This window comes from Kitasatospora paranensis (genome assembly GCF_039544005.1).
GTDB classification, from domain to species: Bacteria; Actinomycetota; Actinomycetes; order Streptomycetales; family Streptomycetaceae; genus Kitasatospora; species Kitasatospora paranensis.
In genome coordinates, this window is sequence record NZ_BAABKV010000001.1 from 571,696 (window position 1) to 595,739 (window position 24,044).

Below are 24,044 nucleotides of genomic sequence, written 5' to 3' on the forward strand. Positions count from 1 at the left end.
GGCGGGTGGCCGGGCCCACGGAAGCCGTCGCTTCCGTGGGGCCCGACGCATCCCCTGTCGGTTCCCGGACCGGGTCAGCTGCCGAACGTCCCGCAGGCAGAGTCGACCTTGGTCCCGTCGGCGGTGAGGCGGCCCTCCAGGTCCGCTGCGGGGGCCTGCCCGGCGGCGAGTGCGGTGTTGAGCTCCTGGAAGTCGCCGGCCAGACGCTGGATGGCCGCACGGGCGGTGGCGTCGCCGCTCTTGGCGGCTGCGTCGGCCAACTGGGTGGCGAGGGCCTGGAAGTCGGCCTTCAGCGCGGTCGGGTCGCTCTGGTCCGCGTTCAGCTTCGCCTCGCCGTAGGTGGCGATCGTCTGCTTCGCCGACACGCAGCCGCTGTCCGACGCCTTGAGCAGGTGCGGAACGACGTAGGCGACCGGGGCTATCCAGAGAATCGACAGGACGATGCCGATCCAGGACATCACCTTGCCCCGGCCGACCTTCTTCGCGCGAACCAACCCGGCGATGCCGAAGCCGAGCCCGAAGAGCATGCCGCCGATCAGACCGAAAATCAGCGACGCCACGGCGAAGCCGTTCCTGCGCTTCGGCTCGACCGGCGCCGGGTAGCCGTACGGCGCGTGCGCATCGGGGGTGGCCTCATGGATGGGCTGGGACACGTCGATCCTTAGGTTGTGGGAGAAAGCTCTCTGGCGCCCCCGTCAGCGATGCATATGACTATCGGGTATTCCGCTTTCTGGCAAGAGTTCACAGGTCAAGGACGACGCCGGGGCCGGAGGCCACGTGTGGCAGGAAGACGGCAGCCCGGCCGGGTGGGCCGGGCTGCCGTGGGTGCGTGCGGGCTACTGGATGGTGGGGAGCTTGGCGGTGAGGGTGGTCGGGACGTTGACCACGTCGACGAGGCTGAGCTTGCCGGGGCCGAAGTCGGCGGCGGTCAGGGCCTTCTTGCTGCCGTTGTTCACGGTCTGCCAGACCGTGGCGCTGTCGGGTGACAGGAGCAGGGTGCCGTTGGCCGGTGCGGTCCTGGCCGCTGCGGTGGCTTCCCAGGTGCCGGGGACTGCGGTCAGCGGGCGCTTGTCGTACCCCAGGCCGGTGTAGTCGGCGGAGGTGAGGGGGACGGCCATGCCGCCGGCCATCACGTACACGCTCGGATCGGCGCCCGAGATGTTCTTGATGACGGTGCCGTTGGCCACCGGTTTGGCGGCCGTCTCGGCGAGCCAGGTGCCGGGGACGCCCATCAGGGTGTGGGTGTTGTAGCCGTCGGCGGTCCACTCGGCGCCGGAGATGTGCAGGGCGGCGTCGTCGACCATGACGTAGCGGCTCGCGTCGGTGCCGGACTGGTCCATCACCACCAGGCCGCTGGGCAGCCCGGTCGTGGTGGCGGTCGCGAGCCAGGAGGAGGGAACTCCCATGTCGGGGCGGGTGTTGTAGCCGTCCGTGGTCCAGTCCGTGCCGGAGATCGGCAGGGCTGCGCCGGTGACCACCACGTAGCGGCTGTTCCCGCCGGCCTGGTCGTGGACCACGGTGCCTGCCGGCGGTGTGGTGGGGAGGGCGTTGAACGCCGCGTTGTCGACCGGCACGATCCCGTTCAGGTCGTAGCCGTCCGGGCCGACGTCCGATCCGGCCACCGGAAGGCCGGCCCCGCTGATCATCACCTTGACCGAGGGGCCACCGGGCGACTTGACGAGCGTCCCGTTCGGCAGTGAGGCCGGGTCGGGGTAGGTGGTGGTGGTCGGATACGGGTCGGCGTGGTCGCTGCCGAGCCCGGCGAGCGGGCCGCAGTGGGGCCAGGCGCCCTCGCCCTGGGACGCGAGGACCTTCTCGGCGATCTCGATCTGCTGTTGCTTGGTGGCCCGGTTGGCGTACTGCGCGTACCGGCCGCCGCCGTAGGCGAGCCACGTGCTCTGGGAGAACTGCAGGCCGCCGTAGTAGAGGCCGTTCGAGGAGACGATCGCCCAGTCGCCGCCGCTCTCGCACTGGGCGACCTTGTCCCAGGTGGACACGGAGGCGGCAGAGGCCTGTCCGCCGACGGCGAGCGGGGCGGTGAGGGCGAGCAGAGTGGTGGCGGTGAGGGCGAGGGTGGACATCTTGCGGGAGTGCACGGTCATGGCGGGTTCCCCCTGGAACGGATGCGGACGGAGACTGGGTGGGGTGCGGCCGTGCGCGGGGCAGTCCGACCGGTGCGGGCCGGGCTGCCCCGACGGGCGCGGTTGCGGAGTCGCTGGCCGGGGCTTCCCGGCCGGTGCGGTGCGGGTGCGGGGTTACTGGGTGACGGTGGGGAGCTTGGCGGTGAGGGCAGTGGGGACCTTGACCACGTCGGCCGTGTTGTAGGAGCCGGCGGTGGCGGCCTTCTTGCTGCCGCCGTTGACGACCTGCCAGACCGTGGTGCTGTCGGGCGACTGCAGCAGGGTGCCGTCACTCGGGGCGGTCCTGGCGGCGGCCGAGGCCTCCCACGTACCGGGGACGGGCCGCAGCGGCTGCTTGTCGTAGCCGAAGCCGGTGAAGTCCGCGTAGCCGAGCGCGACGGCCATGCCGCCGGCCATCACGTAGACGGACGGGTCGGCGCCGGAGACGTTCTTGATCACGGTGCCGTTCTTCAGCGGGCGACCGACCGCACCGGCCTCCCAGGTCTCCGGGACGCCGACCACCGGCTGGTTGGCGTAGGAGGTGGTGAACTCCGCGTTGGTCAGCGGGAGGGCGGAGTTGTTGACCATCACGTACACGGAGGGGTCGGCGCCGGACTGACCCTTGATCAGGGTGCCGTCGGCGACGGTGGAGCCGGCGGCGCCGGCGAGCCAGGCGCCGGGGACGCCCATGAGCGACTGCCCGCTGTAGCCGTCGGCGGTCCACTCCGCGCCGGAGATGTGCACGGCCGCACCGGCCACCATGACATAGCGGTTCGTATCGGTGCCGGACTGGTCCATCAGCACGGTGCCGGTGGGCGGGGTCTTCGTGGCGGCCTGGGCCAGCCAGGTGCCGGGGACGCCCATGAGGGCCTGGGTGTTGTAGCCGTCGGCGGTCCACTCCGCGCCGGAGATGTGCAGGGCGGCGCCGCCGATCATCACGTAGCGGTTCGTGTCGGTGCCGGACTGGTCCATCACCACCATGCCGGCCGGGAGGGTGGCCTTCAGGGCGTTGTTCAGCCAGGAGGTTGGCACGCCCATGTCGGCGACGGTGTTGTAGCCGTCCGCGGTCCACTCCGCGCCGGTGATCGGCAGTGCGGCGCCGCCGACGATGACGTAGCGGCTGTTGCCGCCGGCCTGGTCGTGGACCACGCTGCCGGACGGGAGCGAGCTGGGAAGGGCCCAGAACTTGGCGTCGTCGACGGTCACGACCCGGCTCAGGTCGTAGCCGTCCGGGCCGACGTCGGATCCGGCGATGTCCAGGCCCGCCCCGTTGATGATCAGCTTCACCGTCGCATTGTTGGGCGACTTCACCAGGGTGCCGGTGGGCTCCGTTGCCGGATCGGGGTAGCCCTGGGGCCCCGACGAGTCGACGATCTTGTTGTAGCGGTAGCCCTCGAAGCCGTGATTCTCCAGGTAGTCACGGGTGTAGGTGGTGTAGCGGGTCGGGTAGTCGGTGCCCGACTCGGTGAAGACGTTCGCGACCTTGTGGTTGCCGTCCGTCCAGCCGGCGAACAGGACGACGTGGGTGCTGATGTTGTTGATCGCATCACCGGGACGGAGGTCGTCCAGGCTGGCGAGCTTGGTGGAAACACTGGGCAGGCTGCTGGTGGTCAGGCTGCTCGTCAGCTGCCACGCCATCGAGACGAGGCCCGAGCAGTCCTCGCGGTAGCGGCCGCCGGTCGCGTTGTCGGCCCACCACCCGTAGGGGGAGCTGAGGCCGTGGGGGCTGTACGGGACAAGGTTGTTGACCCAGTCCTGGGCGCGCTGGACCGCCTGGGGGCGGGTGACCTGGCCGCCCGGCGCAGCGCCGCCGCCGAGCGTGCCGGTGGACGTGACGGACTGGTAGCCGGACACCACGGTGTCGGCGTGGGCGGGCAGTGCGGCCAGGGCAGCGGAGGCGAGACCGGCGGTGAGCAGCGTGGCAACAGCAGCAGTGGTGCGCTGACGAATGGACATGAGATTCCCATCGAGGTCGATCCGACGAACCGTCGGATTCATGGATTGGCCGGGCAGGGCCCGGCCCAGGGCGTGGACGGCTGCCCTGCAGGAGCAGCCGGAGCGGGGACGGGGAGAAGCCAGGAGCGCACGGGGTGCGGACAGGTGCGAGGAGAGGGATCCGCAGCCCGGTGGGGCACGACCCGCAAGGGGCGAGGCAGGTCTTCGGTGCGCGGGGCACGGGGCGGCCCGGACGGCCGCCCGGCAGGGAGCGGTCCCGCGGAGCCGGCGGCGTGCGACGTACGGGGCCGGCTGGATGTGCGGGTTGTACGGGGTGTGCGGGACTGCGGCGGGTGTGCGGGTCAGCGCTGGGTGGCGGCCGCGGGTGGGGTCGGCGGCAGGTAGCTCCGGCGCAGGTGCGGAGAGGCCTGGTGACAGCGGGTGAGCAGGTCGGCCGCTCGTTGCACGGCAGTGGGTGCCGCAGGGGTGGGCGGTGTGCGGGTGAGGAGGTAGAGCAGGAGGTCGACCCGGTCCGGCTCGACCACGGCGGTGGCGTGTTCGAGGCCGTCATCGGGAGTGGCGTGCGCCCACAGGGCCCCGGTGACCTCGGCCGCTTCACCGGCCCGGGCCGGCAAGTGGTGTCTGCGCCTCAGGCTGGCGTAGACGATGTCCATGCCTGCATCAGCCCCAGGTCAGGTTGTCCGGGGCCGCGACGTGGGTGGACGGGGCGGCGGCAGCGGCGGAGCTGTCGGGGCTCTCGTCGGCAGCAGCAGGGGCGGCTGTGGCGGTGAGCGCGGCCAGGGAGATGGTGGCGGCCGCGGCGACCTGGGCGATACGGGTGCGGATCATGGCAGTGGTCCTTTGCTGACGTGACGGTCGGTGTGGTCTTCGCCGTTTCTGCGTCCCGCGGTTGACGCTTCGTCCGGTTGCCGTTCGGAGTGTTTCCCTGCCGGCGATCAATAGCTTCGCCTGGACCGGAACGTCGGGGAAGGGTTTCCGGCTGTCGCCAAGTCGCCTGGCGGGATCGCGACAGAAGACATGAACATGACAACACTGTTCATGGTTCAAAGGGGAAGGAAGTCCACAGCGAGGAGACTGCGGGCGAGCCCGGACATGCCCCATGGACTCGCCCCTGCCGCGATCCGGAACTGCTCAGCGCACGGAGGCCGTCAGCGCGGCCGGAGGCCGTTGAGGAGGTACTCGACGCGGGCGGTGGTGTTCTCCGGATCGAGGGGGTCGGTGCCGAGCAGGAGCCGGTAGTAGACCGGGCCGAAGAGGAGTTCGACCATGGTCCGGGTCGGGACGTCGGCGCGCAGTTCGCCGGCGGCGACGGCCGCGTCGAGGCGGTCCTGCCAGCACTTGTTGCGGGGTTCGAGGAAATCGGTGAGCAGGTCGCCGGCAAGGCGGGCATCGCTCTGGGCGTCGGCGACCAGGCCGCGCCAGATCGTTCCGAGGTCGGTGCCGAACGCCTCGACGACCCCCTGCGCCGCGGCGGCCATGTCGGCGGCGACGTCTCCGGTGTCCGGGACTCCCGAGAACGGTCCGGTCCGGTCGTTGAGGGCTTCGAGGATCACGGCCGCCTTGCTGGGCCACCAGCGGTAGATGGTCTGCTTTCCGACCCCCGCGGCAGCGGCGATGGCTTCCACGGTGACCTTGGCGTAGCCGTCACGGGCGGCCAGTTCGAGGGCGGCGTCGAGGATCGCCTGGTGGGAGCGCCGATTGCGCAGATCCGGATTCGGTGCGGGGGCCATGACCGGAATTGTTTCACGAGACGGAGCGTCTCGTCTTGACGCGGCCGCCCCCGCTCCGCCAGCATGTGCGCGGCGAAACGAGACGTATCGACTCGTCATTTCGATCAAGAAATTCGTGCAACCGGGGGGTTCACACCGTGCTGGAGACCGTGGGGCTGACAGCCACAGCGGGCGCCGTCTACGAGGCCATGCTCGATCACCCGGGCCTGGCCGTCGACCGGCTGGCCGCGGCCTGCGACCTGGGCCCCGCCCAGGTCCACGACTGCCTCGACGAACTCGCCGCGCTCATGCTGGTGCGCGCCTCCAGCGAGCACCCCGGGCAGATGCGCGCGGTCAGCCCCGAGATCGGCCTGGCGGACATCCTCGCCCGCCAGGAGGCCGAACTCGCTGCCCGCCAGGCCCAGCTGGCCGCCTCCCGCGCCGCGGTCACCCGCATGGTCGCCGACCGCGCCGAACAGCGCAGCGCCCACGGACAGCGCCTGCTCGGCATGGATGCCATCCAGGCGCGGCTCGAACAGATGGGCCACGGCGCCCGCACCGAGATCCTCGGCGTGCACCCCGGCCCCGCGATGCGCCCCGAGGACCTGGCCGCCGGACGCCCCGCCAACGCCGACGCCATCGCCCGCGGCATCACCATCAAGTCCCTCTACCAGGACGCCACCCGCAACGACCCGCACACCACCGCCTACGCCCACTGGCTCCTCGACCTCGGCAGCGAGGTCCGCACCGCACCCGTCATACCCCAGCGCCTGATCATCGTCGACCGCGCCCAGGCACTCGTCCCCATCGACCCCGCCGACACCCGCGCGGGCGCCCTGCACGTCACCGAGCCCGGCATCCTCTCCGCCCTCCTCGACCTGTTCGACCAGGCATGGAGCACCGCCGTCCCCCTCGGCGCGACCCGCCCCACCGACCCCTCCAGCGGCCTGACCGACATCGAACGCGAACTCCTCCGCATGCTCGGCGCCGGACTCACCGACGACGCAGCCGGCCAGCGCCTCGGCATCTCCTCGCGCACCGTCAGCCGCCACATGGCCTCGATCATGGAACGCCTCGACGCCACCAGCCGTTTCGAAGCCGGTATCAAAGCCGCCCACCACGGCTGGCTCTGAGCCCTACGATCCGACCACCGGCCCTCGTCGGTTCACCGTTGCCGGGTCCGGACCGGACGCCCGTGGAGAAAGTCGCGAAAAAGATGGCCCGAGGCAGTCCTGCGTGTCGATCCGTGGCCGCGCCGTTCGACCTGGGGTAGAGAGGGCCGGAAGGCGGCCCCCGATCGAGGAGACGGACGATGGCGAAGTACATGCTGATCATGCGAGGCACGGACGAGTCCCTCGCGAAGATGATGGAGACCCCCTTCGAGGAGATGCTCGAGACCGTGGGCCGGTTCAACGAGGAGCTGATCCGGGCGGGCGTGCTCGTCGCCGCCGAGGGACTGGACGACCCGTCCCAGGGTGTGGTGGTGGACTTCAGCGGGGAGACCCCGGTGGTCACCGACGGCCCCTACGGCGAGACGAAGGAACTGTTCGGCGGCTTCTACCTGATCGACGTCGCCTCGAAGGAGGAGGCGGTCGAGTGGGCCAAGCGGCTCCCGGCCTTCCCCGGCTCGAAGTGCGAGGTCCGTCGGGTGCCGGGCATCGAGGAGTTCCCGCAGGACAACGAGTGGATCATCAAGGAGCGGGCGTGGCGCGAGCAGACCGGCCAGATCTGACGCCCGCAGCCACCGACGGCCCGCCGAACGCCGAATCGGCGCGGCGGGCCGTCGAGGCCGTCTGGCGGATCGAGTCGGCGCGGATCGTCGGTGCGCTGGCCCGCTACACCGGGGACTTCGCGCTCGCCGAGGATGTCGCCCAGGAGGCACTGGCGGAGGCACTGGTGACCTGGTCGCGCGAAGGTGCGCCGGCCAGCCCGGTGGGCTGGTTGCTGGCGACCGCACGGCGGCGGGCCATCGACGCCTTCCGTCGCAGGTCGGCGCTGGACGAGCGGTACGCCATGCTGGCGGGCCGGCTGGCCGACGGCGAGTTCAGCGCCGGCGCGGGGACGGCGCCCGGCCGGCCGGACGATCTCCCGTGGGATCCCGACCGCGTCGATGACGACGTCCTGGCCCTGATGTTCACGGCCTGCCATCCGGTGCTCTCGCCCGAGGCCCGGGTGGCGCTCACGCTGCGCGTGGTGGGCGGCCTGTCCAGTGAGGAGATCGCCCGGGCGTTCCTCGTACCGGTGCCGACCGTCCAGGCCCGGATCACCCGGGCGAAGAAGACGCTGGCCGCCGCGCACGTCCCGTTCGAGCTGCCGCCGGCCGAGGAGCGGCCGGCGCGGCTCGGCGGAGTGCTGAGCGTCCTGTACGTGATCTTCACGGAGGGCTCGACGGCGACGACCGGTGACAGCCTGCTGCGCCCCGATCTCGCGTACGAGGCCGTCCGGTTGGCCCGGACGCTGGCCGCGCTGCTGCCCGGTGGGCCGGAGGTGTGCGGGCTCCTCGCGCTGTTCGAGCTCACCGCCGCGCGCTTTCCGGCGCGCACCGGGCCCGATGGGGAGGCGGTGCTCCTGGAGGACCAGGACCGGCGGCTGTGGGACCGCTCGGCGATCCGTCGCGGTCTGGCGGCGCTCGGCCGGGCCTCGGCCGTCGGGCGGGGCCTCGGACCGTACGGGCTGCAGGCCGCGATCGCCGCCTGCCACGCGACGGCGCCCTCGGTGGAGGAGACCGATTGGGAGCGTGTCGTGCTCCTGTACGAGGCGCTCGGCCGCGTGGCCCCCTCCCCCGTCGTCGAGCTCAACCGGGCCGTGGCCGTCGCCATGGCGGGCGGACCGCACCAGGCGCTGTCCATGGTCGACGACCTGGTCGCCTCCGGCCGCCTGTCGGGGTCCCACCTGCTCCCGGGCGTGCGCGGCGAACTGCTGGTCCGGCTCGGCCGGACCCGCGAGGCCCGGGCCGAGCTGGAGCTCGCCGCCCGACTGTGCGGCAACGCCCGCGAACGGTCCGTACTGCTGCGCAAGGCAGCCGCGTTGGAGTGATGCCGACCCACGGCCGGCGGCGGGTCAGATGGCGGCCAGGAGGGCGCGCAGCCGTTCGTCCTCCCGGATGATGCCGTTGGCGAGGCCCGAGCGCACGATGCGCCCGTCGTTCTCGGCGAGGTCGGCGACGCGCAGGCGCTGGTGGGTGCTCAGGGCGGTGGCGCCGAGGGCCTGGAGAGCCTCGCAGGCGCCGGGGATGTCCCCTCCGGTCTCGGCCGCGTGGAGGGCGGCCTCGGCGAGCCGGCCGCGATCGACGGCAGCAGGGTCCGTGACGGCCAGCAGGGCGAGGACGGCGGCGGGCGCCTTCTCGGGGTCGGCGAGCAGGCCCTCCAGGCGGGGGACCAGGGGCCGGGCAGCCTGGCCGAGGAGGGCGGCGGCGCGGATGGCGCGGATCACCGTCCACCGGTACCAGAGCTGGTTGCCGGCGGTGCGGTCGAGGACGGAGGCCAGGATCGTGACGGCTCCCCCGGTATCGCCGTCGATCTGCCACAGGGCGGTGGCGATCGCGATGTCGCGGTCCAGTTGCGGGGTGGTCGGCTCGGCGTCCTCGCTGACGGCGGCCCGCAGGGCGGGGACCAGTCCGGCGGCGGCCGGGCCGAGGGCGGCTGCCGCCTGGGCGGCCTCGGCGCCGTCGCGCGGGCCGGCGGCGAGGCCCTCGGCGACGGCGTCGAGCAGGAGGTCGGTCTCGCCGGTGAGGTCGTGGTGGGCGCGCGCCGCCATCAGCGACCCGCCAAAGTCGCGCAGCACGGCGCCGGCCCGGTCGCGCTCGGCCCGGTCGACCTCGGCCCGGTCGCGCTCGACCCGGTCGACCTCGGCCCGGTCACGCTGCACCTGCTCACGCTCGGCCTGCGGCGCGGCCGCGGCCGCGGCGCTGATGGCCGTGGCCGCGTACAGGAAACGGGGCAGCACGGCGTACAGCTCAGGCAGGGCGGCGGCGGCCTGCGGGCCCCACTGGCGCAGCAGGTGGACCAGGTCGGCGGTCTCGTTGTTGCCGAGCCCGTCCGCGGCCAGCCGGGTGCGGACGGCGGCGAGCAGGGCCGGGTCGAAGGGGAAAGCGGGGGCCTGGAAGTCGCCTGCGGCATCGAGCGCGCGGGGGCGCCGGTCGAGGTTCTCGGCCAGCAGCGGGGCGGCCTGTCGTGGTGCGACCCGGACGAGTACGGCCAGGGCCTGGTCGGCTGCCTCCTCGTCGGCCTGGGCGGCGAGTTCGGCGAGGACGGGCGCGGCTTCGGCGGCGGCCGGGCCGAGCTTGCCGAGCAGGCTTGCGGCCGGGAAGGCGGCCGCGAGCGGGGCGATGGCCGGGACGAGCCGTCGGGGGCGCCGCGGGAGAGGTGGCAGGCGTGGTCGGCCGCCGCGAGCGCCTCGGTCCGCACCTCGGGGCGGCCGTCGCGCAGCGCGGCGTCCAGCAGGGCGAACGCGCTTTCGCGGTCCGCGTCCGTCCCGCGGTGCAGCAGGTTGTCGACGATCGCGTGGAGCGGGTCGCGGTGGTGCATGCCGTACCGGCCGACGGTGAGTTCGCGGGCGGGCAGCAGGCCGAGCGCGGCCTCGTGGTGGGCGTCGGTCCACGGCTCGGCGGCGTCCAGGGCGACGAGGAGCGCGGCCAGGCGCAGCGGCGTGGGTGTGGTGGCGCCGAGCAGCGCGCGGGCTTCGGCGGCGGCGCCGGGGAGGTCGACCCGGCCGAGGGCGACGAGGATCTCGGCCCGGATGCCGGGATCGGGCTCGGCCGTCCAGCGGGTCCGCAGGGCGGCGGGGGCGGTTTCGGCGTCCCGGGTGCGGCCGAGCGTCCAGGCAGTGAGCAGCCGGATGTCCGCGTCCTGGTGCGTCAGCAGCGGGATCAGCAGCGGGATCCGGGTGACGACGGCGGCCCGGACGGCGCCCGGCGCGATCTCCCATTCGTCGTCGCTCTCGGCCAGCCCGCCGAGCAGGCGGAGGACCTCGGCCGTCCCGGGCCCTGCGGCAGCGGCGATCCGGGCGAGGTACGGGACGGCGTCCACGCTGGCGGAGTACACCGTGCCCTGGTGGAGGATGCACGAGTACAGCTCGGAGATCGCCTCCTCGGCGTCCTCCCCGCCCTCGGCGAGGGCGCGCAGCAGGTCGGGCAGGTCCTCGGCAGGACCGTAGGCGTGCGAGACGTCGGCCCAGGGGTGGGCGTCGAGGCCGGCGAGGACGTCATCAGGGTGCATGGGTGCGATCTTCCCAGCCGCCTCCGACAGGACGGTCGGGACCCCGTGCCGGCGGTACAGGGCCGGGCACCACCGCCCTGCGCTGCCCTGCACCGCCTTGCCCTGGGTGGCCAGCCCTATTCCGACGAGCGGGCCACCTGAGCAGCGCGCGGCCCGCGGGCGCCGCCGTCAGTCCTCGCCGGTGGCGACGATCACCACCGTGTGGCCGTTGCCGATGCCGACGACCGCCGCATCGAAGGTGGCCTCGCTGACCGGCGCCCAGTGGACGTTGCCCGTCGCACCCTCCCGGTAGGCGGCGTAGCCGTTGGCCCGCCAGTCGGCGTCGGGCCCGAGCAGGTCGACGAGTCCTCTGCCGATCGCCTCCGCCATGGGCCGCAGAGCGCCGTCACCGGCGCCGAGGGTGTAGACGAGGTCGCGGAGGAGGGTGGCCGCCGTCCACGGGACGATCTCCTCGGCCGGGATTCTGATCTTGAGGGCCGCGTCCATCCGCGCGGGGTCACGGGGGCCGCCGTGGCCGTGCCGGCAGTCCCGACAGTGCGCCGCGAGCAGGCCCGTGGGCTCCAGCACGTCCCAGCAGAGCTGCCCGTGGCTCCGGCCGTCGTCGGGTCCGAGCGCGACGACGCGGTCCTGCCACTCCCCCAGTTCGGCAAGCCACATCCCGAGATCGGGATCGGGCCCGAGGTCGTACGGCTCCGGTCGGCGCCGGAAGGAAAGGTCCACTGCTGCCCCCTGCGGGGCCGTGCGTGTGCCGCGCGGCCCGTGATGTTCGATGGCCGCCCGTCCGGCGGCTCCACCTGCTGGGACGACGCCCGGCGCTGCGGCGTTCCGGGCGTCGGGGCTCTGCCTCGCCCTGGGCCGGTGCGCCTCCGGCCGGACCCGGCTCCGGCCGGCCGACGTGCACCCGAGCGGCCGGGACTCAGCACGGCATCGGGGGCCGAGGACGGCAGCCGGGCTCAGGACGCCCCGCTCTGCGCCGCGATCATCGCGATCAGCCCGGCCCGCCCGTGTTCGGCGAGGTGGCGGCGCTGGCGTTCGGCGCCGTTGCCCTCCGCGAGCAGGCGGTGGACGAGCGGGGCCACCGCCCGGGTGTCGCCCAGGGCCGCCAGGACCGGGCCGAGCTGCTCCAGCATGCCGCGGACGAGCTCGGCCGCCGGCCGGGACATCCCGGTCACCGGGTCGTGCAGGGTGCCGTCGAGGCCGTAGCGGGCGGCATGCCAGCCCGCGCCCTCCAGACTCTCCGGTGTCCGCGGCGCCGGGGGCCGCCCCGCCGCCTCGTCCTGCATCGCCGTGACGACCAGTGCCCGCACCAGCCCGGCCAGCATGACCGCCTCGTCGGCGCGGAGCTGGACGTCCATGGCCCGCAGCTCCACGGTCGGGAACTTGGCCGAGAGGCGGGCCTGCCAGTACACCTGCCCGCGGTCGCGGATCAGCTCGGCCGCCAGGAGGTGGTCGATCCGGCGCTCGTAGTCCTGCGCGTCCGCGAAGTGCGGCGGGATCCCGCTGATCGGCCAGCGCCCGAAGACGACGGTGCGCCAACTCGCATAGCCGGTGTCGGAGCCCTGCCAGAGCGGCGAGTTCGCCGACAGGGCGATCAGCACCGGCATCCAGGGCCGGAGCCGGTTGAGCACCGCGACCCCCGTCTGCGGGTCCGGTACGGCCACGTGCACGTGCATGCCGTTGATCATGGCCTCGTCGGCCAGCCGCGAGACGACCTTTCTGATCGAGTGGTACCGGGGGCGTCCACGATCTCCGGAGGCACCGGCGGTGCGTACGGGGCGGTGCCGCAGGCCGCCAGCCGGCAGCCGGCCGTCTCCGCCGCGGTCGCCAGCGCGTGCCGCAGCCGCAGCAGGTGCCCGCCGACCTCGTCGAGATCCCGGCAGACCGGGGTGGCGACCTCCACCTGCGCCTGCAGCAGCTCGTTCTGCAGTTCCTCGTGGTGCACCGCGGGGTGCAGGCCCGCGATCCTGCACACCTCCTCGACCCGGGGCAGCGGCAGACCGCTCTCCGGATCGAGCAGCAGGTACTCCTCCTCGACCCCGACGGTCGGGCGGTCACCCGCGCCCGGGTCGATTCGGCCCCCGTCTGCCGTGTCGGTCCCTGCATCCATGACTCCGGGCTACCACGTCCGCCCGACGAGCACATCCCGGGAGAGCACGGACGGCGCCCCGGTCGAGGTCGAGGAGCGGGACGGTGCGCCCGTTGCGGCTGTGCAGGGTCGGCACGGCTGTGCGGCCCCCGCCGGGCGCACGCCGCCGGAGGAGGTCCGGTCGTCGGGGATCTGCCGTGCGAATCCCATGATCGGCTTTGCTAGCATGCGCCGCTCGGCCCCCACTGGATGAGGGGCCACGGATCTCGGGGGCGCGCGATGCGTCGTATCGGTCTCTTGGCCGTCGTACCGGCCGGACTTCTGTTCCTGGCCGGCTCGGCGGTACCGGCGCAGGCTGCCGGCAACGGTGCGATGATCACCACGATCAGTGGTGTGCCGTCGTCGGTGCCGGTGGGCGGGAGCTTCGAGGTGACCTTGACCATCCGGTCGAGCTCGCAGTACCGCATCCTGTGCGACGACTTCTTCCTCAGCGTCTACAACATCGGCCAGGGCGGCGGTGGGGTCTCCGTGATGTTCGACGACCCCGGCACGGCCAGCTGGCGCGCTCCCGATGTCACCACCGGTCAGGACTTCACCCTGGACGTGATGAACTCGAACGTGGTGATCCCGGCGCACGGCTCGCTCGCCGTCCACGCGCGGGTCACCTTGAGCAGCAAGGCCCACGCGGGGAAGTTCCGGCTTCTCACCAACGGAGTCTCCGGCTACTCGCTGCTCGACGCAGCCGGGCGCGGTGTCCAGGGGGCGCTGGACAACTACAACATGCCGCAGGTCACCTTCCAGTACGGATCCGGCGGCAGCTCCGGCGGCGGTGCTCCGGCCCCGACCCGCGCCGCACCGTCCAGCCACGCACCGGAGCCGGTGCGGACCTCCGAGCCGCCCGCCGAGTCCCCGACGCCCGCCGGCACCCCGACCGGTGCAACCCCCTCGGCGCCGGCCCCCGCCACCGCCCCCGCCGATCCGGTCGCGACGGCGCCGGCTCCGTCGTCGAGCCCCTCCACCATCACGCTCGGGACGGCGGGCAGTTCACGCCCCGGCATGATCCCGTACGCTGCCGGGCTCGGGCTCGTGGTCGCCGCCGCGCTGGGGGCAGGTGCCGTCGTCCGGCGCCGCCGCAGGACCGATCGTCCGGCCCGGGAACGCCTCTGACGGGCGGGGCCGGATCGCCATTCCGGCTACAGCAGGACAAGGAGCTTGGTGCCCGGGACCAGCTTCCGGTTGACGGAGGTGGACTGGACGAACACGGTGTACGTCGGGTTGTCGCCCGGCTTGACCGTGGCCTCCGACGTCGGCAGGCCGAGGAGCCGGCGCGCCGCCGGGCCCGAGAACACCCGGCCCGTCATCCGGCCCGTGGCCGGGTCCTTCTCCGCCACGGCGAGCTGCTTGCTGCCCTGGATCTTCTCCCGCTTGGACAGCTCGTAGAAGGCGCAGCCGGTCGTGTACGGGTGCCCGGCGCTGGTGACGAAGTCGCGGATCGGCGTCGACTGGTCGACCGGGACGAGGATGTACTTGCCGGTGTCCAGGGCGTCGAGGTTGGCCCTGACCTCGGCGGCGCTCAAGTCCTGGCCCATGGCGAACAGGTTCCTGGTGCCGCGCACGCCCTGTTCGCGGCCGCGCAGGAAGCTGGTGGCAGCCGTCTTGACGGTGCCGATGGCCTCCTCGACGCCCTTGCTGGAATCCGCGTCCCAGATCGCGATGTTGCCCGCGGGAAAGCCGTACTCCTGGGCGGTGCGCTTGGCCAGGGAGTTCGGGACAAGGATCGCCGACGTCCAGTGGTCGGGGAGGTTGTCCATGGCGCTCTGGATGCGGTCCATCCATGTGCGCAGGACGGCGCTGCCCTGGCCGGCGCCCATGCGGGTGTGCATCCGGCCGGTCTCCGAGCAGCCGGAGGCGTTCTCCTCGCCGTCGGTGACGACGACCTGGAGGAAGGCGTGCTCCCCGTACCCCTCCCAGATGTTCTTCAGGTCGTCGACGGACTTCACGGCCGCCTCGATCAGCGCCGTCGCGCCGCCGTCGACCTTGTAGAGGCCCTGCAGGGAGGGCAGGTGCTTGACGTCCATGTCCCAGACGAGGTTCTGCACCTCGTGGTCGAAGGCGTAGAGGCTGATGCGGGTCTCGTGGCCGAGCCGGTCGGACTCCTCCTGAAGGCCCTTCACGAATTCGTCCACCACACGGATGAGCTGCGTTTCGTGCTGACGCATCGATCCGGACTTGTCGACCACGAGCGAGACGTGGTTGACCTTGTGGTTGATCCTGTTCGCAGACATGGTTCCGCCCCTTTTCCAAGCCCTTTTCCGACGCCTTCACGGCGCCCCTTCGGCGTGGTTCCCACACTACGGCGGGACACTGACAGCCCGTCCCGACCTGCGGTTCCATGGGCCGATCACACGTGGTCCGACGGGCGGGCGAAGGAAATCCGGAGAGTCGGTCCCCTTTCCGCCGAAGCATTCTGACGTGCCGTCCCGAGGGGAAATGCGATCCGTGCGCTCCTGCCGTTCGAGCCCGAAGGCACCGCCGCATTGCCGGCCCCACGGACAGGCCCTTTTTCCCAAGGCTTCGGCGTAGTCGGATGGTGTCCGGTTCGGGGCGATCTGGCCGCTGAGGCGGGGCCCGGGAACGAGGCAGGCACGGACTTCCAAGATCATGGAGTTCTCTACGCCCCGTGATCCCAGTGGAAGACCGTGCCTGCCGAGGAATCATCGCCGATCCTGCCTGCCCTTGACCAGCTCCGCGAGCAGCCCCAGCTTGAACCCAAGGAGGTCCCGGGCCTGCTGGAGCGGCTGGCCGAGGTCCCGGACCCGCGTGATCCGCGCGGTGTGCGCCACGCCTTTGCCGCGGTGCTGGCGCTGACTGCGTGCGCGGTACTCGCCGGGGCGACGTCGTTGCTGGCGGTCGGCGAGTGGATCGCTGACGCACCGACCCACGTGCTGGAACAGCTCGGAGTTCGCCCTGATCCACTGCTGTCGCGGCGTCTTGTGCCCTCGGAGTCCGCGGTGCGTCGGCTGCTGGTGCGCATCGACGGCGACGCGTTGGACCGGGCGGTCGGCCGCTGGCTGGCCGACCGCCGCCCCGAGGCGACCAGACGCGCAGGACTTCGGGGCCTGGCCGTGGACGGCAAGAGCCTGCGGGGCGCCGCCAAGGCCCGTGGCCGGAAGATCCACCTGCTCGCCGCACTGGAACACACGACCGGCGTGGTCCTGGCACAGCTGGACGTCGGCGAGAAGTCGAACGAAATCACCCGCTTCGAGCCGCTGCTGGACGCATTGCCGACCTGACCGGCGTGGTCGTCACCGCCGACGCGCTGCACACCCAGCGCGAACACGCCGCCCACCTCCATCGGCGGCAGGCCCACTACATCGTGATCGTCAAAGGCAACACGAAGAAGCTGCGCAAGCAGCTCAAGTCCCTGCCCTGGGCGGACATCCCGCTCCAAGGCCGCGTCAAGGATGTGGGCCACGGCCGCTCGGAGATCCGCCGGATCAAGGTCGCCACCGTGAACAACCTGCGCTTCCCCGGAGCCCGCCAGGCCATCCAGGTCAAACGGTGCCGCACCGACCGCAAGACCGGTACAACCACGATCACGACCGTCTACGCCGTCACCAGCCTGACCGCCGGGCAAGCCTCCTCCAAGATCGCCCGACTCGTCCGGGAGCACTGGAAAGTCGAGGCCCTACACCACGTGAGAGACACGACCTTCGCTGAAGACGCCTCCCAACTGCGGACCGGCAACGCCCCACGAGCGATGGCCAGCCTCCGCAACCTGGCCATCGGAGCCCTGCGCCTGACCGGCGCCAACAACATCGCCGCCGCCCTACGACGCAACGCACGCCGCCCTGAACGTCCCCTCGCCTACCTCGGCCTCACCTGATCACGAACCGGACGGACGCTGACCTCGCCAGAGGCCCTGGTCCGCCGCTGGAGACGGTGAAGGGCCTCTGACGTCTCCTCGTGCAACGCTGTTCTGGGGCCCTGTCAGGCAGCGGCCAGATGGCACGTCGGTGACGGGCGTACCCGAGTGCGTCGCGCTGTGGACTCCTCGAATGCTTAAGCAGATGCTTGACCGATGTCGGGCGCAGCCCCTAAGCTTAAGTACATGCTTAACCATGAGGTGCAGCTGGACCGAGTCTTCCAAGCCTTGGCCGACCCCACCCGCAGAGCCATGGTCGAGCGGCTGACCCGCGGGCCGGCCTCGGTGAGCGAGCTGGCCAAGCCGCTGCCGATGTCGCTGCCCGCGGTGGTCCAGCACCTCCAGGTGCTGGAGGCCGCCGGCCTGGTGCTGTCGGAGAAGGTCGGACGCGTCCGCACCTGCCGCATCGAGGCCGCCGCCCTGCGCGCGGCCGAAGGGTGGATCGCCGCACAGCGGACGCCCTGGGAGCACCGCCTGGACCGACTCGACGACATCCTCGCCGAGCACTCCGAAGACAAGGACCAGCCATGACCGATCGATCCGTCACCCACTCCACGTTCACCATTGAGCGCGTATTCAATGCCCCGCTCGAGCGCGTGTTCGCCGCTTGGGGCGACCCGGTGATCAAGAACCGGTGGTTCGCCGGCCAGCAGAGCACCGAAGGGGACGCCGCAGCGATGGAACTCGACTTCCGAGTCGGCGGCACCGAGCGCACCGCGTTCGCCAACACCGAGGGCGGCCCCGTGTTCACCTACGAGGCCGTCTTCCGCGACATCGTGCCGAACGAGCGCATCGTCCTGACCAACCACATGCACAGCGACGAGACCCGCATCGCGGTCAACCTGGTCCACATCCAGTTCGACGCCGCGGACGCAGGCACCCGCGTCACCATCACCGACCACGGCGCCTACCTCGACGGCCACGACCGCGCCGACTGGCGCGAAGCAGGCACCCGCGACGAACTGGACCGCCTCGAGAACGAGCTGGACACCGAGAACCCGGATTCCCACACGCCCGCTGCCGCCATGGCCGCACCCCGCATGTGATGCCGACCCGACCAGCGGGCCATGCTCTCTGCCCGTTCGACTGACGGCAGTCCTGACGGCAACGAGGGCGTAGGGAGACAGCCGGGAACGACCAGGCGACCAGTACCGCCCAGGGCGAAGCCCCAGGTCAAGGCGGTGCCCGAAGCTACGGATCAAGAGGCTGCAGGTCCGAGTCGTGATGAGCGCGCCAGCGCAGCGGGCTTCAGGCCCAGGTCAGGGCCCTGCTTCACTTCGGTGAAGTGGGGCCCTTGATCGCTCTCCAGGGCCGTCGTCTCACAAGGCACGCCGCCCCCAACACTGTCTCGCCTACCCTGACCTCAACTGATCACGAAACGGACGGACACTGACTTCGCCGAGGCCCAGCCCTTTTTCCGGTGCCGGCGGCGTGGCGCGGCCGGTGACGGTCAGTCGGGATCGGCGGCGAAGGGGCCCTGGTCGACGAAGCGGCGCAGCCGACGGGCGAAGGACTGGGCGTCGGCCTGCGGCCAAGTGGCGATCGAGTCCTCGATGGCGGCTGCCAGGCGCTGCCTGGTGGCCGCGACGGTGCTGTGGCCGTCGTCGGTGAGGGCGAGCAGGGTCGCGCGGCGGTCGGCCGGGTCGGGCTGGCGTCGGAGCAGGCCGGCCTGCTCCAGGCGGTCGGCGCGGCGGGTGACGGTGGTGCGGTCCAGGCCGATCTCGCGGCCGAGGTCGGCGGCGCTGCGCGGGCCGGTCCGGGCGAGGCCGCTGAGGACGGGGTAGGTGAGGTCGTCGACCGCCTCCCCCAGGCCCTCGGTGAGACGGGTGTAGAGGCGGGCGCGGGTGCTCCTCCGCAGGAGGATGCCCAGCGCGTCGGCGATGTCCTGGCCGGTCGAGTTGTTCACCTCTCCAGATTAGCGTGCATCGCGCACGCTTCTCCTGCTACCGTTCATAAGCGTGCTCAAGGCACGCATCATGCCCGCCCCGACCGGGGCCGGCCACGCCCCACGGACCGGAGGAATCCCCGTGAACCGCACCGACATCCGCGCCGCCCTGACCGACCTGCTCTTCACCCCCGGGCTCGACCTGGACGAGGCCGCCGACCGGCACTTCGCCCCCGACTACCGCCAGCGCACCGACGGCGACTGGGCCGACCGCACCGAGTTCCTCGCCCACATCGCCCACCTCCGCACGGTCGTCGCCGGCGGCACCGTCGAGGTCCACGACGAACTGGTCGACGGGACGCGCTACGCCGACCGCCACACCGTCGAGGTCACCAAGACCGACGGCGCCACCGTCCGCATAGAGGTCTACGTCTTCGCCGACTTCGCACCCGACGGCCGCTTCCGCCGCATCGAGGAGACCACCCTCATGCTCCAGGGCACCGACGGCGACCGGGACCTCGGCAGCGCCCGCTGAGTCCCGCGCCGTCCGGGCCGCGCCGGTGCATCGCCCGCTCTGGTAAGCATGTCGTTCGAACGGTGGACACCGCGCACGGCGGCGCCACCCTGCGGAGGGGCGGGACGCACCGAGGTGTCGCATCACAGCCGGGCTTCGACTGCTGCACCGGGCGTTTCGGCCCCACCCCCAACGGGTCCTTCCGGGCCGGCCCCGGATGCGGTGGTGCCGCGCGGCGAGGCGCGCTGGGCCCGGCTGCTCAGTGACGGCGGCGAACCGCGGAACTGGATGCTCGTCCTGGCCCCGCTGCTGGGCCTGCACGCGGACGGCTGGGCCGGCGTCGGCTGGGGCGTGACCGCGGCGGTGTTCACCGCGGTGCTGCCCACGCTGATCCTGCGCTTCGGTGAGCGCCGCCGCTACTGGGGGGACCGGCACGTACGGCGCCGCCAGGACCGCATCGTGGCTGCCCCCGGCGTGATGGCCTCCGTCCTGACCGGCACCGCCCTGCTGTACGGGCTGGGTGCTCCCGCGGAGGTGTCCGCCCTGGTGACGGCGATGGTCGCCGTCCTGCTCGCCCTGCTGGCCGTCACCTTCGTCTGGAAGGTGTCGGTGCACTCCGCCGTCGCGGCCGGCGCCCTTGCCGTCCTCACCGCGGTCTTCGGCCCCTGGATGCTCGCGCTGGCGCCGTTGGTCGCGTCGATCGGCTGGTCCCGCATCCGGCTGCGCTGCCACACCCCGGGCCAGGTCGCCGTCGGCCTGCTGATCGGCTCGACCGTCGCCGGGCCCGTCTTCGCCCTCCTGCGGTGACGGTCCCGGTGACGGTCGTGGTGACTGCTCCGGCGCGCGGTGGACGCGGCCCGGTCAGGCGTTGCGGTCGATGCTCCACAGCGGGATGTGCTCGAAGAAGGTGACCGCCTCCTCCCGCCACCGTGAGCGCCAGCCGGCGGCCAGCGCGGACGCCTGCTGCGCGTAGTGGCGCATGTCGGCCTGCATCCTGTCCGGCACACCGCGGCGTTCGGCGATCTCCCGCAGCGCGGCAATGGTCTCCGGTGTGCAGCCCGGGTCGCCGAGAGCTGCCCGGACCTGCACGCGTTCGGCGCCTTCGACGGCCGCGAGCAGGGCGCTGGCGGTGTAGCTGTGCCGCCCGTCGCGGATGTCGGTGCCGGTCGGCTTGCCCATGACGGCCGCGTCGCCGAACAGATCGAGGTAGTCGTCGCGCATCTGCCCGCAGATCCCCACCAGCCGCGCGTAGGCGCGCAGTTCCTTGTCGTGGAGCGCCGGCTGCCCGCCCGCGGCCAGGAGGCCGAGCTGGATCGGCGCGAGGATCGAGTAGCGGGCGGACTTGAAGTCGGCCACACCGTGCAGGACGTCGTCCTCGGGCGCGGCGATGAAGTCGCGTTCCAGATCGATGATCTGACCCACGAACGTGTCGGTCGCCGCTCGCGTCTGCACCTCCACCATGGCCTGGCGCACCGCCACAGGCAGCTCCGCCTCCAGCAGCACCTGCAGGGACAGGGCGAGGGCGAGGTCGCCGGCGAGCACGGTCAGACCGAGGGCCGCCTGCGGGTGGGCCGGGAACCGGTCACGGTAGGCGTAGTAGGTGGACGGGCCACCGCGGCGGATGGGGCTGTCGTCGATCAGGTCGTCGTGCACCAGGCCGTGGGTGTGCAGCAGTTCGATGCTCAGCCCGGCGGCGTCCAGTCCGTCGACCCGCCCGTCGGTCACCAGCCTCGCCGCCTCGTGCAGCAGGACGACCCGCATCCGCTTCCCGCCGCGCAGGGACAACTCCCGCAGCAGGCGCACGCACTCCGGAGTGAAGCGGCTGAACGACGGCGCGTCCGCGTCGGCGCCCAACCTGTCGAAGTACTCCTCGAAGAGCGTGTTGAAGCTTCGCTCGTATCCGGCGACACGTTCGAGGGCCTGTGAGGTCATGACGAGTACTTCCTGCTCGGGGACGGACCGACACAGCTCTAGACGCGCCACGGGGCGCGATGGTGCCCGGGCCGTCCGCCGTCCGCTCGCTTGCCCTCCCCCGCCCCGTCCGTCCCCGCCGCGGAGTCCGTTGCCCTCCGTCACCCACCCGGAGCACGCCGTCCGAGGCCGCAGGACGGGGCGGCCCGAGGACGGTGCGGCCAGTGGGCGGGGCGGCCGGTGGGCGGACCCCGGCTGTCAGGGGGCCTTCACCGGGTGCGGCTCACCGAGGTAGGGGAAGGGCAGAGCGGACGTTCTTGTCGATGCCGAAGTCGTTGCCGGTCCACTGGAAGTCGTTGACGATGCCGTCCAGGTCGGCGAAGAACGGGTCGCTGCGCAGCCCGGCGTAGAACCGATGGCTGCCGCTCTGCACGCCGGTCGACGATCCGTGGCCGAAGTCGACGGCGACATCGGACAGGACGGCACTGCCGGCGGCGTCGTGCTGCCGGGCGCCGGGCCCTCGGCCCGGTGCACGGTGACGGTCTCGCTGCCGTCCCGCGGCGGGGAGAAGACGAAGGTGTAGGCGATGTCCGCCCGGTTGTTGCCGTCGGTGTCGATGTCGATCCGGTAGACCGCGTCCGGGTGGAAGGCCGCGCCCTGGGTCGGGGCGAACGGGTTCACGTTCATGATGACGACCGTGCGGCCCGCCTCGGCGACGGCTCCTGCCCGATCCTCCCAGCGGCCTGCCGGTGCCGCACCCGGCCCCGCCGCGCCGATCCCGCCTCGCCGTCGACACATCGCTCCACGACCGCGAACCCCGACCGAGAACCCCGGTCGATTCCCCGGTCGATTCCCCGGTCGAGGCGATGGCAGTAAAGGTGGGACATCCGTCATTGCTGCCGCAGTGGGCCGCTGCGAGGCTTGGCGCATGGCCGACCGCAGCGTGCTCATCGTCCTCTTCGAGGGCGTGCAGAGCCTCGACGTCACGGGCCCGCTGGAGGTCCTCGCCTCAGCCGGCGCGTATCGCATCCGCACCGCGTTCGCGGGCAGCGGCCCGGTCCGGACGAGCAGCGGCCTGCAGCTCCTGGCCGACGAGGACCTGGCGCACGCCGATCCCCCGCACACCCTGATCGTCCCTGGCGGCCCCGGCACCAGGGATCCCGACCCCGCGCTGATCCGCCGGATCGCGGAACTCGCCGCCGGCGCAACGCGGGTGACGTCCGTCTGCACCGGCGCTTTCCTGCTGGCCGAGGCCGGGCTGCTGGCCGGCCGTCGTGCCACCACCCACTGGGCGTACTGCGAGACGCTCGCCCGCCGGTTCCCCGACATCAGGGTCGAACCCGACCCGATCCATGTGCGGGACGGGCCGGTGGCCACCTCCGCCGGCGTCACGGCGGGCATCGACCTCGCGCTCGCCCTGGTCGAGGAGGACCTCGGCCGGCAGCCGGCCCTCGCCATCGCCAGGCACCTGGTGATGTTCCTGCGCCGCCCCGGCGGCCAGGCCCAGTTCTCCACCCAGCTCGCCACCCAACTCGCCGTCCGCGCGCCGCTGCGGGACGTGCAGCACTGGATTGCCGACAACCCGGACGCGGACCTGTCCGTCGAGGCGCTGGCCCGCCGCTCCGCCCTGTCGCCGCGTCAGTTCGCGCGCGCCTTCGCTGCCGAAACCGGCACCACGCCGGGCCGCTACGTGGACGGAATCCGTCTGGAGGCCGCCCGCCGACGGCTGGAGGACACCGACGACGCCATCGAACAGGTCGCCCGCGCCAGCGGCTACGGCACCGCGGAGGCCATGCGACGCGCCTTCGTCCGGACCCTGGCCGTCAGCCCGCTCGACTACCGCCGCCGCTTCCGCCGCTCCACCCCGCCCGGCCCCCGCGGCCGGCCTCCAGCAGTCCGGGCGCCTGCCCGACCGCCGATACCGCCATCACCGCGCCCGAGAACGCCTCGGCCGCCCACCGGAGGACACCGCGTTGAAGATCGCCATCCTGCTCTACGACCGCTTCACCGCCCTCGACGTCGTCGGCCCCTACGAGATCCTGGCCCGGATGCCCGGCAGCGAGGTCGTCCTCACCGCGCTCCGGCGCGGCCCCGTCCGCGGCGACCTCGGCAGTCTGGCCCTCACCGCCGACGCCGCCCTGGACGAGATCACCGCCGCCGACCTGCTCCTCGTCCCGGGAGGCCCCGGATCCGAGCGGATGCACGGGGAGCCCGCCGTCCTCGAATGGCTGCGCGCCATCGACGCCACCACGACCTGGACCACGTCCGTCTGCTCCGGTTCGATCCTGCTCGCGGCGGCCGGACTGCTCACCGGCCGGCGCGCCACCACCCACTGGTTCGGCCCCCGGGCACTGGCCACGTTCGGGGCCGTCCCGGTCGCCGAACGCGTCGTCTTCGACGGCAAGTACGCGACCGCCGCCGGCGTCTCGGCCGGAATCGACCTGGCGCTGCACCTGGCCGGCCGGATCCACGGCGACCAGGTCGCCCAGGCCATCCAGCTCATCACCGAGTACGACCCCCAGCCGCCGTACAACGCCGGCTCGACCACGACCGCCCCGCCCGACCTCGTCGCCGCCGTCCGCACCAACGGGCTCACCGTTCCGGCGGCCTGAACCGGGCGGGTCGTGGGCCCACCGCCCCGAGTCGGCGGCCCCGCACGCGGCAGTCCTGCCAGCCGTGGGGCGGCAGGGAGGACCAGTGGTCGCGCCCGCTGCCGTCCGGA

23 protein-coding genes and 3 pseudogenes are annotated in these 24,044 nt (G+C 72.5%); 12 read left to right on the top strand and 14 right to left on the bottom strand.

Annotation, left to right across the window (positions count from 1 at the left end):
* Nucleotides 1-74: 74 nt before the first annotated feature.
* From ABEB13_RS02925 to ABEB13_RS02950, 6 genes are all read right to left on the bottom strand, one after another.
* Nucleotides 75-653 carry a hypothetical protein gene (locus tag ABEB13_RS02925; RefSeq protein WP_345704125.1) on the bottom strand — a complete coding sequence of 193 codons (579 nt, stop codon included), beginning with the start codon at nucleotides 651-653 and terminating at the stop codon, nucleotides 75-77.
* Nucleotides 654-836: 183 nt separating this feature from the next.
* Complete coding sequence (locus ABEB13_RS02930) at nucleotides 837-2,102, bottom strand: transglycosylase family protein (RefSeq protein ID WP_345704126.1); 1,266 nt, start codon at nucleotides 2,100-2,102, stop codon at nucleotides 837-839.
* Between the two features lie 153 nt (nucleotides 2,103-2,255).
* Nucleotides 2,256-4,076: an NlpC/P60 family protein gene (locus ABEB13_RS02935; protein WP_345704127.1), complete on the bottom strand. Its 1,821-nt coding sequence runs from the start codon at nucleotides 4,074-4,076 to the stop codon at nucleotides 2,256-2,258.
* A gap of 341 nt (nucleotides 4,077-4,417) precedes the next feature.
* Nucleotides 4,418-4,729 (bottom strand): hypothetical protein, encoded by a 312-nt coding sequence (locus ABEB13_RS02940; protein ID WP_345704128.1) that lies wholly within the window; start codon nucleotides 4,727-4,729, stop codon nucleotides 4,418-4,420.
* Nucleotides 4,730-4,736: 7 nt separating this feature from the next.
* Nucleotides 4,737-4,904: a hypothetical protein gene (locus tag ABEB13_RS02945; protein WP_345704129.1), complete on the bottom strand. Its 168-nt coding sequence runs from the start codon at nucleotides 4,902-4,904 to the stop codon at nucleotides 4,737-4,739.
* Between the two features lie 320 nt (nucleotides 4,905-5,224).
* On the bottom strand, nucleotides 5,225-5,806 hold the full coding sequence (locus tag ABEB13_RS02950) for a TetR/AcrR family transcriptional regulator (protein WP_345704130.1): 582 nt from the start codon (nucleotides 5,804-5,806) through the stop codon (nucleotides 5,225-5,227).
* A gap of 137 nt (nucleotides 5,807-5,943) precedes the next feature.
* On the opposite strand from ABEB13_RS02950, the gene ABEB13_RS02955 reads away from it, so the two are divergent.
* The 3 genes from ABEB13_RS02955 to ABEB13_RS02965 all read left to right on the top strand — a co-directional run bounded on the left by ABEB13_RS02955 (nucleotide 5,944) and on the right by ABEB13_RS02965 (nucleotide 8,821).
* Nucleotides 5,944-6,918 carry a LuxR C-terminal-related transcriptional regulator gene (locus ABEB13_RS02955; RefSeq protein ID WP_345704131.1) on the top strand — a complete coding sequence of 325 codons (975 nt, stop codon included), beginning with the start codon at nucleotides 5,944-5,946 and terminating at the stop codon, nucleotides 6,916-6,918.
* A 179-nt stretch (nucleotides 6,919-7,097) separates the two neighbouring features.
* Nucleotides 7,098-7,517, top strand: coding sequence for a YciI family protein (locus tag ABEB13_RS02960; protein WP_100886421.1), 420 nt, complete (start codon nucleotides 7,098-7,100; stop codon nucleotides 7,515-7,517).
* The gene (locus tag ABEB13_RS02965) at nucleotides 7,490-8,821 is read left to right on the top strand and encodes an RNA polymerase sigma factor (protein WP_345704132.1); all 1,332 of its coding nucleotides are present in this window, start codon (nucleotides 7,490-7,492) and stop codon (nucleotides 8,819-8,821) included. Before ABEB13_RS02960 ends, ABEB13_RS02965 begins: the two co-directional genes overlap by 28 nt.
* A gap of 24 nt (nucleotides 8,822-8,845) precedes the next feature.
* Here ABEB13_RS02965 and ABEB13_RS02970 read toward each other — a convergent pair whose 3' ends face one another.
* From ABEB13_RS02970 to ABEB13_RS40235, 4 genes and pseudogenes are all read right to left on the bottom strand, one after another.
* Complete coding sequence (locus tag ABEB13_RS02970; protein WP_345704133.1) at nucleotides 8,846-9,652, bottom strand: hypothetical protein; 807 nt, start codon at nucleotides 9,650-9,652, stop codon at nucleotides 8,846-8,848.
* Nucleotides 9,541-11,001 (bottom strand): HEAT repeat domain-containing protein, encoded by a 1,461-nt coding sequence (locus tag ABEB13_RS02975; protein ID WP_345704134.1) that lies wholly within the window; start codon nucleotides 10,999-11,001, stop codon nucleotides 9,541-9,543. The genes ABEB13_RS02970 and ABEB13_RS02975 overlap by 112 nt, the downstream gene beginning before the upstream one ends.
* A gap of 168 nt (nucleotides 11,002-11,169) precedes the next feature.
* Complete coding sequence (locus ABEB13_RS02980; protein WP_345704135.1) at nucleotides 11,170-11,721, bottom strand: hypothetical protein; 552 nt, start codon at nucleotides 11,719-11,721, stop codon at nucleotides 11,170-11,172.
* Nucleotides 11,722-11,954: 233 nt separating this feature from the next.
* Nucleotides 11,955-13,108: pseudogene (locus tag ABEB13_RS40235) on the bottom strand (carboxylate-amine ligase).
* A 408-nt stretch (nucleotides 13,109-13,516) separates the two neighbouring features.
* Here ABEB13_RS40235 and ABEB13_RS02995 point away from each other — a divergent pair.
* Nucleotides 13,517-14,254 (top strand): hypothetical protein, encoded by a 738-nt coding sequence (locus tag ABEB13_RS02995; RefSeq protein ID WP_345704138.1) that lies wholly within the window; start codon nucleotides 13,517-13,519, stop codon nucleotides 14,252-14,254.
* A 26-nt stretch (nucleotides 14,255-14,280) separates the two neighbouring features.
* On the opposite strand, the gene ABEB13_RS03000 is transcribed toward ABEB13_RS02995, so the two are convergent.
* On the bottom strand, nucleotides 14,281-15,372 hold the full coding sequence (locus tag ABEB13_RS03000; protein WP_345704139.1) for a vWA domain-containing protein: 1,092 nt from the start codon (nucleotides 15,370-15,372) through the stop codon (nucleotides 14,281-14,283).
* 414 nt (nucleotides 15,373-15,786) lie between these two features.
* On the opposite strand from ABEB13_RS03000, the gene ABEB13_RS03005 reads away from it, so the two are divergent.
* The 4 genes and pseudogenes from ABEB13_RS03005 to ABEB13_RS03020 all read left to right on the top strand — a co-directional run bounded on the left by ABEB13_RS03005 (nucleotide 15,787) and on the right by ABEB13_RS03020 (nucleotide 18,058).
* The gene (locus ABEB13_RS03005; RefSeq protein WP_345704140.1) at nucleotides 15,787-16,380 is read left to right on the top strand and encodes a transposase family protein; all 594 of its coding nucleotides are present in this window, start codon (nucleotides 15,787-15,789) and stop codon (nucleotides 16,378-16,380) included.
* A 5-nt stretch (nucleotides 16,381-16,385) separates the two neighbouring features.
* Nucleotides 16,386-16,814 (top strand): annotated as a pseudogene (locus tag ABEB13_RS03010) (ISAs1 family transposase); the annotation flags it as partial.
* A gap of 384 nt (nucleotides 16,815-17,198) precedes the next feature.
* Entirely contained in the window at nucleotides 17,199-17,543 is a 345-nt protein-coding gene (locus ABEB13_RS03015) for an ArsR/SmtB family transcription factor (protein WP_345704142.1), read from the top strand.
* On the top strand, nucleotides 17,540-18,058 hold the full coding sequence (locus tag ABEB13_RS03020; RefSeq protein ID WP_345704143.1) for an SRPBCC family protein: 519 nt from the start codon (nucleotides 17,540-17,542) through the stop codon (nucleotides 18,056-18,058). Before ABEB13_RS03015 ends, ABEB13_RS03020 begins: the two co-directional genes overlap by 4 nt.
* Before the next feature lie 404 nt (nucleotides 18,059-18,462).
* Here the strand turns inward: ABEB13_RS03020 and ABEB13_RS03025 are convergent, their stop codons facing one another.
* A complete protein-coding gene (locus tag ABEB13_RS03025; RefSeq protein WP_345704144.1) occupies nucleotides 18,463-18,918 on the bottom strand; it encodes a MarR family winged helix-turn-helix transcriptional regulator in 456 nt (151 codons plus the stop codon).
* A gap of 121 nt (nucleotides 18,919-19,039) precedes the next feature.
* Between ABEB13_RS03025 and ABEB13_RS03030 the strand changes: the two genes are divergently transcribed.
* Both ABEB13_RS03030 and ABEB13_RS03035 read left to right on the top strand, forming a co-directional pair.
* Nucleotides 19,040-19,432 (top strand): nuclear transport factor 2 family protein, encoded by a 393-nt coding sequence (locus ABEB13_RS03030; protein ID WP_345704145.1) that lies wholly within the window; start codon nucleotides 19,040-19,042, stop codon nucleotides 19,430-19,432.
* Nucleotides 19,433-19,636: 204 nt separating this feature from the next.
* Nucleotides 19,637-20,218: a phosphatase PAP2 family protein gene (locus ABEB13_RS03035; RefSeq protein ID WP_345704146.1), complete on the top strand. Its 582-nt coding sequence runs from the start codon at nucleotides 19,637-19,639 to the stop codon at nucleotides 20,216-20,218.
* A 54-nt stretch (nucleotides 20,219-20,272) separates the two neighbouring features.
* On the opposite strand, the gene ABEB13_RS03040 is transcribed toward ABEB13_RS03035, so the two are convergent.
* Both ABEB13_RS03040 and ABEB13_RS03045 read right to left on the bottom strand, forming a co-directional pair.
* Nucleotides 20,273-21,343: a polyprenyl synthetase family protein gene (locus tag ABEB13_RS03040; RefSeq protein WP_345704147.1), complete on the bottom strand. Its 1,071-nt coding sequence runs from the start codon at nucleotides 21,341-21,343 to the stop codon at nucleotides 20,273-20,275.
* Nucleotides 21,344-21,580: 237 nt separating this feature from the next.
* Complete coding sequence (locus ABEB13_RS03045; RefSeq protein ID WP_345704148.1) at nucleotides 21,581-22,351, bottom strand: DUF4331 family protein; 771 nt, start codon at nucleotides 22,349-22,351, stop codon at nucleotides 21,581-21,583.
* On the opposite strand from ABEB13_RS03045, the pseudogene ABEB13_RS03050 reads away from it, so the two are divergent.
* A pseudogene (locus tag ABEB13_RS03050) lies at nucleotides 22,251-23,192 on the top strand (GlxA family transcriptional regulator); the annotation flags it as partial. The gene ABEB13_RS03045 and the pseudogene ABEB13_RS03050 sit on opposite strands and share 101 nt — an antisense overlap.
* 103 nt (nucleotides 23,193-23,295) lie before the next feature.
* Entirely contained in the window at nucleotides 23,296-23,934 is a 639-nt protein-coding gene (locus ABEB13_RS03055) for a DJ-1/PfpI family protein (RefSeq protein ID WP_345704149.1), read from the top strand.
* Nucleotides 23,935-24,044 lie beyond the last annotated feature (110 nt).

What these genes read in the sequence shown, in the direction of transcription:
- ABEB13_RS02930 (WP_345704126.1), bottom strand. Translation starts at nt 2,102, where the DNA reads ATGACCGTGCACTCCCGCAAGATGTCCACCCTCGCCCTCACCGCCACC.
- ABEB13_RS02935 (WP_345704127.1), bottom strand. Translation starts at nt 4,076, where the DNA reads ATGTCCATTCGTCAGCGCACCACTGCTGCTGTTGCCACGCTGCTCACC.
- ABEB13_RS02940 (WP_345704128.1), bottom strand. Translation starts at nt 4,729, where the DNA reads ATGGACATCGTCTACGCCAGCCTGAGGCGCAGACACCACTTGCCGGCC.
- ABEB13_RS02945 (WP_345704129.1), bottom strand. Translation starts at nt 4,904, where the DNA reads ATGATCCGCACCCGTATCGCCCAGGTCGCCGCGGCCGCCACCATCTCC.
- ABEB13_RS02950 (WP_345704130.1), bottom strand. Translation starts at nt 5,806, where the DNA reads ATGGCCCCCGCACCGAATCCGGATCTGCGCAATCGGCGCTCCCACCAG.
- ABEB13_RS02960 (WP_100886421.1), top strand. Translation starts at nt 7,098, where the DNA reads ATGGCGAAGTACATGCTGATCATGCGAGGCACGGACGAGTCCCTCGCG.
- ABEB13_RS02975 (WP_345704134.1), bottom strand. Translation starts at nt 11,001, where the DNA reads ATGCACCCTGATGACGTCCTCGCCGGCCTCGACGCCCACCCCTGGGCC.
- ABEB13_RS03000 (WP_345704139.1), bottom strand. Translation starts at nt 15,372, where the DNA reads ATGTCTGCGAACAGGATCAACCACAAGGTCAACCACGTCTCGCTCGTG.
- ABEB13_RS03015 (WP_345704142.1), top strand. Translation starts at nt 17,199, where the DNA reads ATGCTTAACCATGAGGTGCAGCTGGACCGAGTCTTCCAAGCCTTGGCC.
- ABEB13_RS03020 (WP_345704143.1), top strand. Translation starts at nt 17,540, where the DNA reads ATGACCGATCGATCCGTCACCCACTCCACGTTCACCATTGAGCGCGTA.
- ABEB13_RS03040 (WP_345704147.1), bottom strand. Translation starts at nt 21,343, where the DNA reads ATGACCTCACAGGCCCTCGAACGTGTCGCCGGATACGAGCGAAGCTTC.
- ABEB13_RS03045 (WP_345704148.1), bottom strand. Translation starts at nt 22,351, where the DNA reads ATGCGATACGCGCCGGCTGAGGCGAGGACCTCCAGCGGGCCCGTGACG.